We start from the raw sequence: 14,861 nt of genomic DNA, 5'->3' as shown, positions 1-14,861 counted from the left end.
AACCCGGTTGTGGAAGAGTGGCGAGAGCGGTGCGACGAGCGCCCGAAGACAGGTCCGCACTCGACGCTGGGGAGATTTTGGTGAATTCGGTGGACCGGGACACTGCGCGGTCGGACCGGATCGTGACCGTCCCGAACCTCCTGAGCGTGGTTCGACTCCTCGGCGTGCCGCTGTTCGTGTACCTGCTGCTCGTCACCCACTCCGACGGGTGGGCGCTCGCGATCCTGATGATCAGCGGCTTCACCGACTGGCTCGACGGCAAGCTGGCGAGGATCCTCGACCAGTCGTCGAAGCTGGGCGCGCTGCTCGACCCCTTCGTCGATCGCCTCTACGTCGTCACGACGCTGGTGACATTCGTCCTGCGTGGATTCATCCCGTGGTGGGTGGCGGCCATCCTGATCGGCCGCGACGCCGTTCTCGCGCTCACGCTGTTGATCTACCGACGGCGCGGTCTGCCACCCCCCGACGTGATGTACCTCGGCAAAGGTGCCACGTTCCTGCTGATGTTCGCGCTGCCGATGACCCTCGCGGCGCACGGTGACTGGAGCATCGCGACCGTGGCGCAGCCGCTCGGCGCTGCGCTCCTGATCTGGGGCACGGTGCTGTACGTGTGGACCGGGCTGCTCTACACCGTGAACGCGCTGACCGTCGCGCGCACCGTTCCCGTGCGAGGACCGGGCGGCGAGGAACGCGAGGTCCATTGATGAAACGGACAGATTCCGGCATTCGCAGGAATCCGGTGCCGTCCCTGCTGCGGTCTCTGATGAACGATCATCTGGACCCCGGGTACGAGGGTGCGGCCGAGGATCGTGAGCAGGGACATTCACGACAGACGCGGGTCGGTCAGCAGGTGTGGATCGCGATCGGCGCGCTGCTCGTGGGGCTGGTGCTGTCGGTCGCCTACCGGCAGGCCACCGAACGCATCCCCGGCACCGAGCAGGTGCGGTCCGAACTCCTGAGCAAAGTGCAGGACGCCGAGGATCGGGCAGGCGCCCTCGCCGCCACCCGGGACACGCTGTCGACGCAGACCGACGACGCGCGCGCCACCGCGCTGGCCGGCGACGCCCGAGGTGCGGCACTGCTCGATGAGCTTCGCGGACTCGAGGGAGATGCCGGAGTCGAGGCCGTGCACGGTCCCGGCCTGACCGTGACGTTGACGGACCCCGCGGCCAAGCCCAACCTGTCCGACTCGTCCCAGCGCAGTGTCGGGGGGAAGGCCGTGGTGCTCGACCGTGACCTCCAGTCGGTGGTCAATTCGCTGTGGGCGAGCGGAGCCGAGGCCATCGCGGTCGGCGACGTGCGGATCGGCCCGTCGGTGACGATCCGCCAGGCGGGTGGCGCGATGCTCGTGGACAATCAGCCGGTGTTCTCGCCGTACGTGGTCTCGGCAATCGGCCCGCAGGGGCCGATGCAGACCGGATTCGTGGTGAGCGACGCCTATCTCAGGATGTCCAGCGTGGCGCAGTTGTACGGCATCGGCTTCGCGGTGGCGGAGGCCGACGATCTCCACCTGCCCGCCGCCCCGGCGCGGGAAGTGCGGGCAGCCCGGGAAGTGGGAACACGATGACAACGGCGGAGTCGAATGGAGGCGTCACACGAATGAAGGCAGCACTGAAGGGCGGATCTGCGATCTACGGGGTGCTCGCCCTGATCGTAGGCATCGCGCTGGGCGTGGTGTTCAGCCCGCAGGTGCCCGACGCCGTGCAGCCCTATCTGCCCATCGCCGTCGTCGCCGCGCTGGACGCGGTGTTCGGCGGATTACGCGCGTACCTCGACGAGATCTTCGACTCGAAGGTGTTCGTCGTCTCGTTCGTGTTCAACGTCCTGGTGGCGGCCCTGATCGTGTGGCTCGGTGACCAACTCGGTGTCGGAACCCAGCTGTCCACCGCGATCGTCGTCGTGCTGGGCATCCGCATCTTCGGCAACGCGGCCGCGCTCCGGCGACGTCTGTTCGGGGCGTGATCGCGACGTGAGCGGACACGAGGGCAGACACGAACTCCACGGGAACGAACCGGCGACGTCGCAGCGATCGCACGTCGTCTTCGCCCTGCTCGCCGCGCTCCTGCTCGGCGGGCTGGGAATCGCGATCGTGACGCAGGTGAAGAACACCGGGTCCGGCGACACCCTCGACTCGGCGAGCCCCGCGGATCTGCTGGTCGTCCTGGACACGCTGAACCAACGGGAGGCGGCCCTGCGGCAGGAGATCGCATCGCTGGAACAGACGTTGGCAACGTTGCAACAGAGCGGCAGCTCCGGGGCGGCGCTCGACGAGGCGCAGGCCCGGCTGACGGCGCTGTCGATCCAGGTCGGCAGCGCACCGGCCACCGGCCCGGGGGTGACGATGCGCGTCACCGACCCCAACCAGGGGGTCGGCTCCGAGGTTCTGCTCGACCTCGTGCAGGAATTGCGTGCCGCCGGTGCCGAAGCCGTCCAGATCCAGGGGGCGGACGGCCCGCCCATCCGGATCGGCGTCGACTCCTGGGTGTCCGGTTCGGCCGGCGGTGTGTCGGTGGACGGCCGGAAGGTGAACGCCCCCTACGGGGTGGTCGCCATCGGCGATCCGCCCACTCTGGCGGCGGCCCTGAACATTCCCGGCGGGGTGGTCGACACGGTCGCGCGCAGCGGCGGGCAGCTGACGATCGAACAATCGCAGCAGGTCACGATCTCCGCCTTGCGAGAGGCGAAACCTCGCCAATACGCTCAGCCCGGAAATTGATCTTCGCATCCGCCCGCGGATTGCCATCGAAAGGAAGCCACTGTGAGTGAGCTCGAAATCCCCGCCGATCGTCGGTACACCGCCGAACACGAGTGGGTCGAGCGGACGGGGCCCACGACGGTACGCGTCGGCATCACCGATTTCGCGCAGTCCCAGCTCGGCGACGTCGTGTTCGTCCAGCTTCCGGCGGTCGACGAGGCAGTGACGGCGGGCGAATCGTTCGGCGAGGTGGAATCCACCAAGAGCGTCTCCGACATCTTCGCCCCGCTGACGGCGAAAGTCGTTGCCGCCAATGCCGATCTGGACGGCAACCCGGAACTCGTGAACTCCGCGCCCTACGGGCAGGGGTGGCTGGTGGACCTCGGCGTCGACGACGAGGCGACCCTCGAGGCGGCACTGGCCGAAATGCTGGACGCCGCCGGCTATGCAGACATCACGGCAGGATAATTTCCCGACAACACGCGAGGCGGTAATCGGATAGTTTCGGAAGATGCCGACAGCCCGGAAAACGGGGTTGCCGGAGAAATCCGCTGTCGGAATACCGGTTCGTAATGTGCTGGCGGCCTGTCTCACTACACGCACCGGCGTGCGCAGGGTACGGTCGATGTTGAACGCATGTGCCGTGTCGGGGCGCAGGTCCGTAGTTTGAATGTGATCGTGGGAGTTTGCACAGAAGTTAATGTGCACGGGAACCGAATTATGTAGTACCGAGTGGCATTGCGTAGTCCAGCGAATCTTGCTGGATGATCGAACTAGGAGGAGAAACGGTGAGCGAGAACGGCAACGACGCGGTCTATGGGGAGACGCCGGCGGAAACCACGTCGGTCTTCCGCGCGGACTTTCTCAATGAGCTCGACAGCTCCTCGGCAACCCAGGCTCCGGAAGCCCCGGTGTCGGGTGTGGAGGGACTGCCCGCAGGCTCTGCTCTGCTCGTCGTCAAGCGTGGACCGAACGCTGGGTCGCGCTTCCTGCTCGACCAGCCGACGACGTCCGCAGGACGGCACCCCGACAGCGACATCTTCCTCGACGACGTGACCGTCAGCCGTCGTCATGCGGAGTTCCGCCAGGAGGACGACGAGTTCCAGGTGGTCGACGTCGGCAGCCTCAACGGCACCTACGTCAACCGCGAGCCGGTCGACTCGGCTGTCCTGGCGAACGGTGACGAGGTCCAGATCGGCAAGTTCCGACTGGTCTTCCTGACCGGACCCCGGACCACGGCCGGTGGCTCGCAGATCGGTGAGACGTCAGCTGGTGCGGGTAGCCAATGACCGCGGTGCGGCAGCAGCAGGCGCAATCGGGGATGTCGATCGGCTCCGTGCTGGATCGACTGCGCCCCGATTTTCCTGATGTGACGATCTCGAAGATCCGATTCCTCGAAGCCGAGGGTCTCATCAGCCCCCAGCGCACACCCTCGGGGTATCGGCGTTTCTCGATCGCCGACTGTGAACGACTGCGCTACGTCCTCACTGCGCAGCGCGATCAGTATCTGCCGCTGAAGGTCATCAAGGAGCAGCTCGAGGCCATCGACAGAGGTGTGGCCACGGTCGGCGCAGGCGATTCGTCGCCGCGCCGGCCGCGCGCGCTCACCGTGGCCCCGGGCGAGGTGTCCCCGGAGGAGTTCCGCGCCGACCGCGAGGTGCGGATCAGTCGCGACGACCTGATCTCCCGGGCGGGAATCGACGAGAAGTACCTCGGCGAACTGACCCGCGGAGGGCTGGTCGTTCCCGGGCCGGCGGGGTTCTTCGACGAGGACGCGGTGACCCTCGCGCGCACCGCGAGGGCGATGTCCGAATTCGGACTCGAGGTGCGGCACCTGAGGGCGTTCAAACTGGCGGCCGACCGCGAGGCCGGCTTGGTCGCGCAGATCGCCGGCCCCGTCGCCAAGGGCCGCGACGCCGGCGCACGTGATCGCGCCGAGGAGATGGTGCGCGAACTGGCCGCCCTGTCCCTGACGTTGCACACCTGCCTGGTGAAGTCGGCAGTCCGGGGTGCGCTCGATCGGTGAGCTGAGCTCGCCGACCGTCCCAACTTCCCAACGACGCTGCGCTCGAACGGCTGTACGGTCGAAGAGCAGACACGAATCGAATAGAATCCTGGTACGGCATTGTGTGCCGCGGACGGACCATTGCAGGGTGGAGGCAGACGCGATGAGCGAAATGCACGTGATCGGAGTTCGTGTCGAGCAGCCCCAAAACCAACCTGTTCTGCTGTTGCGTGAAACCGACGGCGAGCGGTACCTGCCCATCTGGATCGGCCAGACCGAGGCCACCGCGATCGCACTCGAACAGCAGGGCGTCGAGCCGGCGCGTCCGCTGACCCACGACCTGATCAAGAACCTGATCGAAGCCTTCGGCCGCACGCTGAAGGAAGTTCGCATCGTGGACCTGCGCGAGGGCACGTTCTACGCCGACCTCGTGTTCGACCAGAACACCCGCGTCTCGGCCCGCCCGTCCGACTCCATCGCCATCGCACTGCGGATCGGGGTACCGATCTTCGCCGAGGAGGCGGTACTCACGGAGGCCGGTCTGGTCATGCCCGACGAGCGTGAGGACGAGGTCGAGAAGTTCAAAGAATTCCTCGAGTCCGTGTCGCCGGACGATTTCAAGGCCACTGACGGCTAGATTGCATCTGCGGAAGAGCCTCGGGCGCGCAGTAACGGTTGAGGTTCTTCCGGCGCGTTGCGTTGACCCCGTCTCTTCGGAGTCATAGCGTTCGGTGCAGTGATTATCTGCCCTGCAGATTGTATCGGGCGTACGCTGAGTAGGTTCAGGGTACGGACTTGCTCGATGTCACTGGTGGCGCTTGCGCCGCTCGATGTGCTGCGGCTGTGCCGCGGACACTGGCGACGCGCGTCACAGGCGCACTGATCGTCGGGTTCAGTGCAACATGCGAGAGGGAGTAGTCAGTGGGAGATCGGCCGCAGGAGAATGCGCTGAATCTTGCGCCCGGCGACAACGTTGCCGAGTCCGAATTCAGCTCCGAGGAGATCCAACCGGGCCTCTTCCCGGACGATTCCGTGCCCGACGACCTCGTCGGATACCGCGTCCCCATCGCCTGCCAGATCGCGGGAATCACCTACCGCCAGCTCGATTACTGGGCTCGCACATCCCTCGTCGTGCCGTCCATTCGCGGCGCAGCAGGTTCGGGCAGCCAACGGCTGTACTCGTTCAAAGACATCCTCGTCCTCAAGATCGTCAAGCGTCTGCTCGACACCGGAATATCCTTGCAGAACATCCGCGTGGCCGTCGACCACCTCCGTAAGCGCGGAGTGCGGGACTTGGCCAAGATCACACTTTTCTCGGACGGGACCACGGTCTACGAGTGCACCTCGCCCGAAGAGGTCGTCGATCTGCTCCAGGGCGGGCAGGGCGTCTTCGGTATCGCGGTGAGCGGCGCCATGCGCGAACTGACCGGCACCATCGCCGATTTCCCGGCAGAGCGCGCCGACGGCGGCGCGAGCGAGCAGAGCCCCGAGGACGAACTGGCGTCGCGGCGCAAGAACCGCGCGAGCCGCAAGACGGGCTAGCCCGCATCCACCGGAGCGCGGCGCTGCCTGCGCCGTCCTCTGCAGCCGTGACATAGACTGGCTGTGCGTCGACGCCGTGCGGGAGAGTTCCGGGCACTGCAAGCACAGAAACATCGTGTGTGCGGGAGTTCGGGCGCCGAAGGAGCAACACCTCCCCGTCAATCTCTCAGGCAGACAGGACCGTGCGGGCTCCGACGTCTCTGGAAAGCGGTGGGAGCACCCACCCGCCCACGGGGAAAGGGCCGTCTTCACAGGTGAACGACGGTACCCGAATCTCTCAGGCGCTCGACTCGAGCAGGCGACAGAGGGGGAGGGACGTTCCGCTACGCGGAGCGTGTCCTGATCCTCCGAACTGCTTGGGAGTTGTCGTGATCGACGCTGGAAGCCGTACATTCGCCGATCGTCATGTCGGCCCGAACGCTGCGGAACTCGCGCACATTCTCGAGTTAATCGGAGCTGATTCGCTCGACGACCTCGCGTCGAAGGCCGTCCCCGCCGTCATCCTGGACGGGGTCACGGGCGGCATCGCGGACGGGCTCGACGCGCTGCCCGCCCCGGTGTCCGAGCACGAAGCGCTCGCCGAACTGTCCGCACTCGCCGCACAGAACACCGTGGCGACGTCCATGATCGGTCTCGGCTACTACGACACCCTCACCCCGCCGGTCCTGATCCGGAACATCATCGAGAACCCGGCCTGGTACACGGCCTACACGCCGTACCAGCCCGAGATCAGCCAGGGCCGCCTCGAAGCCCTCCTCAACTTCCAGACGATGGTCGCCGACCTGACCGGCATGGAGGTCGCCAACTCGTCGATGCTCGACGAGGCCACCGCCGCCGCCGAGGCGATGACACTGCTGCGCCGCGCGAGCAAGAGCAACTCCCCGCGGTTCGTCGTCGACGCCGACCTGTTCCCGCAGACGCTGGCCGTCGTCGAGACCCGGGCCGAGCCGCTCGGCATCGAGATCGTGGTGGCCGACCTGTCCGCCGGCCTGCCGGACGGTGACTTCTTCGGCGTCCTCGCGCAGATGCCCGGCGGGTCCGGCCGCATCGTCGACTACACCGATGTGATCGCCGCCGCCCACGAGCGCGGCGCACTGGTCGCCGTCGGGGCAGATCTGCTGGCGCTCACCCTCCTCACCCCGCCCGGCGAGATCGGGGCCGACGCCTGCTTCGGCACCACCCAGCGGTTCGGTGTCCCCATGGGCTTCGGTGGCCCGCACGCCGGCTACCTCGCCGTGCACACCAAGCACGCACGTCAACTCCCCGGGCGTCTGGTGGGCGTCTCCGTCGACGCCGACGGTGACAAGGCGTACCGGCTGGCGCTGCAGACCCGGGAGCAGCACATTCGCCGCGAGAAGGCGACGTCGAACATCTGCACCGCACAGGTGCTGCTGGCGATTCTGGCGGCCATGTACGCCAGCTACCACGGCGCCGAGGGACTGAAGGCGATCGCCCTGCGCGTCGCGAACACGGCGCACTCCCTGGCGGCCGCGCTCCGCAAGACCGGGGCGGTCGTCGTCCACGAGCACTTCTTCGACACCATTCTCGTGCGAGTCGACGGCCGGGCGGCGGACGTGGTGACGAAGGCGAAGGACGCGGGGATCAACCTACGGCTCGTCGACGCCGATCACGTCGCCATCGCGTGCGACGAAGCTACCACCGACGACGACGTCGCCCACGTGCTCGCGGCGTTCGGTGGCGAAGGCGCCGTGACCGAGGACGCGGGCACGTCCGTCCCCGACTCGCAGCTCCGTGGATCCGACTACCTGCAGCACGAGGCGTTCACCCGGTACCGCACCGAGACGGCGATGCTGCGCTACCTGCGGGCGTTGTCCGACAAGGACATCGCACTCGACCGCAGCATGATCCCGCTCGGTTCCTGCACGATGAAGCTCAATGCCACCGCCGAGATGGAGGCGATCACCTGGCCAGCGTTCGCCGGACTGCACCCGTTCGCGCCGACCGGGGACACACCGGGAATTCTCCGCATCATCAAGGACCTCGAGAACTGGCTCGTCGCCGTCACCGGCTACGACGCGGTCAGCCTGCAGCCGAATGCCGGTAGCCAGGGCGAGTACGCGGGGTTGCTCGCGATCCGCAACTACCACCTCAGCCGCGGCGACGACCACCGCGACACGTGCCTCATCCCGTCGAGCGCCCACGGCACCAACGCCGCATCCGCGGTCATGGCCGGGATGCGCGTCGAGGTCGTCGCGTGCCGCCCGAACGGTGACGTGGACCTGGACGACCTGCGGGCGAAGATCGCCGACCATGCCGAGCGTCTCGCCGCGATCATGATCACCTACCCGTCCACGCACGGTGTGTACGAGCACGAGATCGCCGACATCTGCGCTGCCGTCCACGACGCCGGCGGCCAGGTGTACGTCGATGGCGCCAACCTCAACGCCCTGGTCGGCCTGGCCCGTCCCGGCCGGTTCGGCGGCGACGTGAGCCACCTCAACCTGCACAAGACGTTCTGCATCCCGCACGGTGGCGGTGGCCCCGGTGTCGGTCCGATCGGTGTGCGGTCCCACCTCACGCCGTTCCTGCCCGGCCATCCGCTCGCACCCGAACTCGGCACCGCCGGACCGATCTCGGCGGCCCCGTACGGCAGTGCGTCGATCCTCCCGATCACGTGGGCGTACATCCGGATGATGGGCGCCGTCGGGCTGCGTCGCGCAAGCCTGACCGCCATCGCCTCGGCCAACTACATCGCGCGCCGCCTGGACGAGTACTTCCCCGTCCTCTACACCGGCGAGGGGGGAATGGTGGCCCACGAGTGCATCCTCGACCTCCGGCCGATCACCAAGGACACCGGTGTGACCGTGGACGACGTCGCAAAGCGCCTCGCCGACTACGGTTTCCACGCACCGACGATGAGCTTCCCGGTGGCGGGCACCCTGATGGTGGAGCCCACCGAGAGCGAGAACCTCGAAGAGATCGACGCCTTCTGCGAGGCGATGATCGCGATCCGCGCCGAGATCGACCGCGTGGGTACGGGGGAGTGGCCGGTGGATGACAACCCGTTGCGCGGTGCCCCGCACACGGCCGGTTGCCTCGCAGCGGAGTGGAACCACCCCTACACCCGTGAGACGGCGGTGTTCCCCCGCGGCAAGGCACGGCCGAAGGTGTGGCCGGCGGTCCGGCGCATCGACGGCGCGCACGGCGACCGAAACCTCGTGTGCTCCTGCCCGCCGATCTCCGCGTTCGAAGGCGCCTGACACCGACGATGCCCGGCCCACTCACGCGGGGCGGGCATCGCTCGCTCAGTCCTCGCGCACCAGCTCGAGGATCGTGATCTCCGGTGGGGCGGCCACGCGCACGGGCGGACCCCACGTGCCCACACCGCGAGTGGTGTACAGGACGGTGTTCCCGATGCGGTCCAGTCCCGTCACCGACGGCTGCTGCAGCGGCACCAGATAACCCAACGGCCACATCTGCCCGCCGTGGGTGTGCCCCGACAGTTGCAGGTCGACGCCGAGGTCGGACGCTTCCAGTGCCTGCCGCGGTTCGTGCGCGAGCAGCACGACGAACGTCGACGGATCGCGTCCGGCGAGCGCGGCGGATAGATCGGGTTCGTACGGGGCGGGCGAGGAGTAGTCGTGGATGCCCGCGATGTCGAGAGTGGCGTCGCCTCGGGTGATCGTCGCGCGTTCGTTGCGCAGCGTCCGGATACCCAGTCGGTCCCACACGTCCAGCCATCGGCCACCGTCGTCGGCGTAGAACTCGTGATTGCCGCTGACACCGAACACCCCGAGCGGGGCCTCGACGTCGCCGAGCGGTTGCAGATCGGGCGATACCTTCGCGACGGTACCGTCGACCAGATCGCCCGCGATCGCGACAAGATCCGGCTGCTCCGCGTTCACCAAATCGACCACACGCCGAGTGAAATCCACTCCTCGCGCCGGGCCGACGTGGAGGTCGGACACGAGCGCCACACGTACACCGTCGAACTCGGCGGGGAGACGTTTCAGCGGCACCCGAACCCGCACGATCCGCGGCCGCGCGGCCTCCGACACCCCGTAGCCGGCGGCGCCGACGGCACCCACCACGACGACGGCGGTGGCGATGCGCAGGCCGCGCCGCCGTGACAGATCGACCTGTTCGCCGTTTCCGGTACCGCGCAGGCGGCCGAACAGCCGCGTCAGCAGTGACACCAGTGCGACCAGCAGAAGCCCGAGCACCAGATAGAACATCGCGCCGAGCCACACCCAGCCCATCCACCCCGGGGGACGCGCCCATCCCGGGTCGAAGGCTTCGCCGCTGCCGACGCCGATGACCGCGAGAACCCACAGAACCACGAGGGTCACGTCGACGACCACCGACCAGGGACGGCCGAGCCCGGTGGCCCGGACGAGTCGCCTGTGGAGCCACCAGCTGACGAGTGCGAGGAAGACCGCGAAGACCAGGAGCCTCGTCACGACAGCAGCCTGCTGATCGCGGTCGGCAAGGCCGCTCCCTCCGTGGATGCGACCTTCTCCAGCGACCCGCCGGTGCGATCGGCCAACGCCTGCAACGTGTTGAGGTCGGAATTCTCGCCGATCGTCACCACGTCGATGCGCACCGGCTTCGACGTGTTCGAGGCCGCGGCGATGGCCGACAGCAGATCCGCGCGCGCGACGGAGTCGTCGTTGGCGCCGTCGGTGACGAGCAGCACCGAGTTGGTGAGGCCCGGCGTGTATCCGTCGACCGCACTCTTGTAGGCAGCTTCGAGCGCCGTGTACGTGGAGGTTCCGGTGGCGGGTGTCGCCCTGGCGAGCCGGGCGTCGAGGGCCTGCCTGCGGGTGCCCTCGGTGAAACCGCCCGCCGAGAGCGGACCGGTCGCGACCACGGTCGTGTACGGGCGCGACCCGTCGAGTGTCGTGCTGTACTCCCACAGTCCGAGGTTCGATGAGTCCGGAGCACGGTCGACGTGGGCTGCGAGCGCTGCCGTCGTGTTCGCCAGGCGCGTCGCCGTTCCCTCGCGCTCACCCATCGAGCTGGAAACATCGAGCAGGACGGTGGAGGTGCGGGGCGTGATCGGATTCCGGATCACGTGCATCAGCTCGGCCGCAGCCGCCGCATCCGCGGGAACCAGGGTGGATTCGAAACCGGGAAAGGCCAGCGTGGTGTCGTCGGGGCGGGCAAGTCCCTCGACCCGGAACCCGGCGTCGGCCAGGACCTGCGCCTGTTCGGGTCGACGGACGAACTCCGCGAACTGCGCGGCGGCGCGGCTCTGCGTCTCGTCGACGGCCGGGCCCGCCAGGACGGCCGCCGGATGATCTGCCACGGGTGTCGGGCCTCTCGGTATCGATGTGGTGATGTCGGCTCCGGGTGCGTCGCGCAGGGCCTGGTAGACCTGCTGTTCGGTGGCCGCGACCGCGTGGATGTCGGAGGTCGCAGGATCGCCCTGCTCGGCCAGCGCGGTGAGTGCCTCCCGCGTCGTCGCGGGCTTCGTCCCCGACGACGCCTCGTAGCCGAGCGCCAGACCGGTGAGTGCCGACGTGACCGGAGCGGAACGCGCCTGCTCCTCCGTCACCGGACCCGTGCTGCTTCCCGTGACCGCGGCCGCGACCGCCTCGACTGCCATCTCCGTACTCTCGGCGCCGGGGCCGACGGGGAGCGCCATGCCCAGGCTGCCCCAGCCCGGCAGACCGAGAGCCGCGAGGGAATCGCGGCCGGTCTGCAATGACGGCAAGTCCTTCCAGTCGATCGCCGGCGTGCCCGGCGCATTCGCGAACGCCGTCCGGACCGCGAGCACCACCGGGCTGGTCGCCACGGGACGCGCTTCGCCGCTGATGACACCGGTTGCCGACACCTGCTTGACGGAATGCGAGCTCGACGGAATCCACAGAGCGGGCCGAGGTCCGAGGGCCGCTGCGTCCCACGCGCCGTCCGGCCCCGCGGACAAGGCGTCGCGCACTGCGTCGGACGCGACGGCAGTGACCGTCACGGACACGCACTGATCGCGTATCACCGGCGCCGTCTCCGTGAAATGGTCGGCAAGAGTCTGCAGCTGGGGTGCGATATCGGGATCCGCCGCGACCGCGAGCACGGATTCGCCTTCGACGCAGGCGCCCGCGGCAGCCACTCCCTGGTCGTTGATCCGGTCACGCAACTGGAACCAGCCCACCACGCCCAGCACGAGGACGACGACGAGACCGAGCACGATCAACGGCCCCCTGCTGATACCCCTGGCGCGCGATTCGCCGCGATGCTGCCCCACGTGCTTTCCAGCCCCTGTCCGACGAGTTCGACGTTGACCCTCGCAGTGTAGTGATGCGCAGGATCACCCCGGCCTGACACGTGAGTGGCGAAGCGTCCCGCGGGACGCTTCGCCACTCACGTGGGGGGCGACCGGGTCAGGCGTTGGCTGCTTTGTATTCGCGGCGGCGGCGGTGCAGGATCGGTTCGGTGTAGCCGGAGGGCTGGGTGGTGCCGTCGAGGATGAGTTCCTTCGCGGCCTGGAAGGCGATGTTGGTGTCGAAGTCCGGGGCCAGCGGCCGGTAGGTGGGATCGCCCTGGTTCTGCCGGTCCACCACCGGGGCCATCCGCTGCAGCGATTGCACGACCTGGTCGGCGGTGACCACACCGTGCCGGATCCAGTTCGCCAGCAACTGCGACGAGATGCGGAGGGTGGCGCGGTCCTCCATCAGGGCGACGTCGTGGATGTCGGGGACCTTGGAGCAGCCGACGCCGGCGTCGATCCAGCGGACCACGTACCCGAGGATGGACTGGCAGTTGTTGTCGAGTTCTTCCTGCTTCTCCGCGTCGGACCAGTCGGTGTTCGGGGCGAGGGGGATGGTGAGGATCTCGTCGAGGGTGGCCCGCCGGGTGCCCTCGAGCCGGTTCTGGACGGCGACGACGTCGACCTGGTGGTAGTGGGTGGCGTGCAGGGTGGCCCCGGTCGGGGACGGCACCCACGCGGTGTTCGCGCCGGCCTTGGGGTGGCCGATCTTCTGCTCGAGCATCTCGGCCATCAGCTCGGTCATCGCCCACATGCCCTTGCCGATCTGCGCCCGCCCCTGCAACCCGCAGGCGAGCCCGACGTCGACGTTCCAGTCCTCGTAGGCGGTGATCCAGGTCTGCTTCTTCATCTCGGCCTTGCGGATCATCGGCCCGGCCTCCATCGAGGTGTGGATCTCGTCGCCGGTGCGGTCGAGGAACCCGGTGTTGATGAACACCACCCGCTCACTGGCTTCCTTGATGCAGGCGGCGAGGTTGACGGTGGTGCGGCGTTCCTCGTCCATGATGCCGACCTTGAGGGTGTTGCCGGGCAGGCCGAGGACCTGCTCGACGCGGCCGAACAGTTCGGTGGTGAACGCGACCTCGTCGGGGCCGTGCTGTTTGGGTTTGACGATGTAGATCGACCCGGTGCGGGAGTTGTCCAACGGCCCGGTCTGCTCGGACCGGGACAGCCCGTGGACCGCGCACAGGGAGGTGATCAGGGCGTCGAGGATGCCCTCGGGGATTTCGGTGCCGTCGCCGTGCAGGATCGCCGGGGTGGTCATCAAATGCCCGACGTTGCGGACGAACAGCAGCGACCGCCCGTGCAGGGTGAGCTCGGACCCGTCCGGGGCGGTGTAGACCCGGTCCGGGTTCAGCCGGCGGGTGAACGCCGTGCCGCCCTTGGTCATCTCCTCGGTCAGGTCCCCGCGGTTGAGGCCGAGCCAGTTGCGGTAGCCGATCACCTTGTCGTCGGCGTCGACGGCGGCGACGGAGTCCTCGAAGTCCATGATGGTGGTGACCGCGGATTCGAGCACCACATCCTTGACCCCGCCGCGTCGGTGGACCCGATCGGGGAGGTGGGGTCGATCTGGATTTCCGCGTGCAACCCGTGGTTGCGCAGCAGCACACTGGTCGGGGCGGCCGGGGCGCCGAGGTAGCCGACGAACTTGCCCGGCTCGGCGAGGCCGGTGATCGTGCCGTCGGCGAGCTGCACGGTCAGGGCGGTGCCGTCGACGGTGTAGGCGGCGGCGTCGGCGTGCGACCCGGTCGCGAGGGGGGCGGCGGTGTCGAGGAAGGTGCGGGCCCAGGCGATGACCCGGTCGCCGCGGACCTTGTTGTAGGAGGCACCCGCCTCCGCGCCGCCGTCGTCGGGGATGGCGTTGGTGCCGTACAGGGCGTCGTACAACGACCCCCACCTCGCGTTGGAGGCGTTCAGCGCGAAGCGGGCGTTGAGGACCGGGACCACCAGCTGCGGGCCGGCGGTGGCGGTGATCTCGGTGTCCACGTTCGCCGTCGACACCTCGAACGGGGCCGGTTCGGGCACCAGATACCCGATCTCGGTCAGGAACGCCTTGTACTCGGCCGGGTCGATCACGGCACCGGCCCGGTCGCGGTGCCAGGCATCGATCCGGGCCTGCAGGTCGTCGCGGGTGGACAGCAGCGCCTTGTTCTTCGGCGCCAGATCGTCGATCACCTTCGCCGCACCCGACCAGAACCCGTCCACCGACACCCCGGTCCCGGGCAGCGCCTCCTCGTTCACGAAGTCGTAGAGCACCTTCGCGACCTGCAGACCGCCGACCTCAACACGCTCAGTCATGAAATGCCTCACTGTTCCGCACTTGGAGCACCGGACGGGTGCCATGAACCGCACCCAATGTTACCCGCTGGTAAGGATGCGGCGTGGTCGGATGT

12 protein-coding genes, 1 pseudogene and 1 riboswitch are annotated in these 14,861 nt (G+C 68.1%); of the genes and pseudogenes, 10 read left to right on the top strand and 3 right to left on the bottom strand.

Features of this window, described 5'->3' with window-relative positions:
• Window positions 1-80 precede the first annotated feature (80 nt).
• From FND50_RS22520 to gcvP, 10 genes are all read left to right on the top strand, one after another.
• The gene (locus FND50_RS22520; protein ID WP_005264195.1) at window positions 81-704 is read left to right on the top strand and encodes a CDP-alcohol phosphatidyltransferase family protein; all 624 of its coding nucleotides are present in this window, start codon (window positions 81-83) and stop codon (window positions 702-704) included.
• The gene (locus tag FND50_RS22515; protein ID WP_005264196.1) at window positions 704-1,567 is read left to right on the top strand and encodes a DUF881 domain-containing protein; all 864 of its coding nucleotides are present in this window, start codon (window positions 704-706) and stop codon (window positions 1,565-1,567) included. The genes FND50_RS22520 and FND50_RS22515 overlap by 1 nt, the downstream gene beginning before the upstream one ends.
• Before the next feature lie 32 nt (window positions 1,568-1,599).
• On the top strand, window positions 1,600-1,962 hold the full coding sequence (locus FND50_RS22510; protein ID WP_144287173.1) for a small basic family protein: 363 nt from the start codon (window positions 1,600-1,602) through the stop codon (window positions 1,960-1,962).
• Window positions 1,963-1,969: 7 nt separating this feature from the next.
• Complete coding sequence (locus FND50_RS22505) at window positions 1,970-2,716, top strand: DUF881 domain-containing protein (RefSeq protein WP_144287172.1); 747 nt, start codon at window positions 1,970-1,972, stop codon at window positions 2,714-2,716.
• A 42-nt stretch (window positions 2,717-2,758) separates the two neighbouring features.
• Window positions 2,759-3,163, top strand: coding sequence for a glycine cleavage system protein GcvH (gcvH, locus tag FND50_RS22500; protein WP_144287171.1), 405 nt, complete (start codon window positions 2,759-2,761; stop codon window positions 3,161-3,163).
• 320 nt (window positions 3,164-3,483) lie between these two features.
• Entirely contained in the window at window positions 3,484-3,984 is a 501-nt protein-coding gene (gene garA / locus FND50_RS22495; protein WP_005243122.1) for a glycogen accumulation regulator GarA, read from the top strand.
• Window positions 3,981-4,721, top strand: a complete 741-nt coding sequence (locus FND50_RS22490) for a MerR family transcriptional regulator (RefSeq protein ID WP_144287170.1) — start codon at window positions 3,981-3,983, stop codon at window positions 4,719-4,721. Before garA ends, FND50_RS22490 begins: the two co-directional genes overlap by 4 nt.
• 142 nt (window positions 4,722-4,863) lie before the next feature.
• The gene (locus FND50_RS22485; protein WP_005264201.1) at window positions 4,864-5,337 is read left to right on the top strand and encodes a bifunctional nuclease family protein; all 474 of its coding nucleotides are present in this window, start codon (window positions 4,864-4,866) and stop codon (window positions 5,335-5,337) included.
• Between the two features lie 284 nt (window positions 5,338-5,621).
• Window positions 5,622-6,242: a MerR family transcriptional regulator gene (locus tag FND50_RS22480; protein ID WP_005243116.1), complete on the top strand. Its 621-nt coding sequence runs from the start codon at window positions 5,622-5,624 to the stop codon at window positions 6,240-6,242.
• Between the two features lie 69 nt (window positions 6,243-6,311).
• A riboswitch (glycine riboswitch) is annotated at window positions 6,312-6,435 on the top strand.
• Window positions 6,436-6,610: 175 nt separating this feature from the next.
• Entirely contained in the window at window positions 6,611-9,463 is a 2,853-nt protein-coding gene (gcvP, locus tag FND50_RS22475; RefSeq protein WP_144287169.1) for an aminomethyl-transferring glycine dehydrogenase, read from the top strand.
• A gap of 45 nt (window positions 9,464-9,508) precedes the next feature.
• Here gcvP and FND50_RS22470 read toward each other — a convergent pair whose 3' ends face one another.
• The 3 genes and pseudogenes from FND50_RS22470 to FND50_RS22460 form a co-directional block, all read right to left on the bottom strand.
• Window positions 9,509-10,663: a metallophosphoesterase gene (locus FND50_RS22470; RefSeq protein WP_144287168.1), complete on the bottom strand. Its 1,155-nt coding sequence runs from the start codon at window positions 10,661-10,663 to the stop codon at window positions 9,509-9,511.
• The gene (locus FND50_RS22465; protein ID WP_144287167.1) at window positions 10,660-12,447 is read right to left on the bottom strand and encodes a substrate-binding domain-containing protein; all 1,788 of its coding nucleotides are present in this window, start codon (window positions 12,445-12,447) and stop codon (window positions 10,660-10,662) included. Before FND50_RS22465 ends, FND50_RS22470 begins: the two co-directional genes overlap by 4 nt.
• A gap of 136 nt (window positions 12,448-12,583) precedes the next feature.
• Window positions 12,584-14,766: pseudogene (locus FND50_RS22460) on the bottom strand (malate synthase G).
• Window positions 14,767-14,861: the final 95 nt, after the last annotated feature.

Source organism: Rhodococcus sp. WB9 (assembly GCF_007558985.1).
Classification (GTDB): domain Bacteria; phylum Actinomycetota; class Actinomycetes; order Mycobacteriales; family Mycobacteriaceae; genus Rhodococcus_F; species Rhodococcus_F opacus.
Note: the sequence above shows the minus strand (reverse complement) of the source record. Positions and strands in the feature narration are given on the sequence as shown.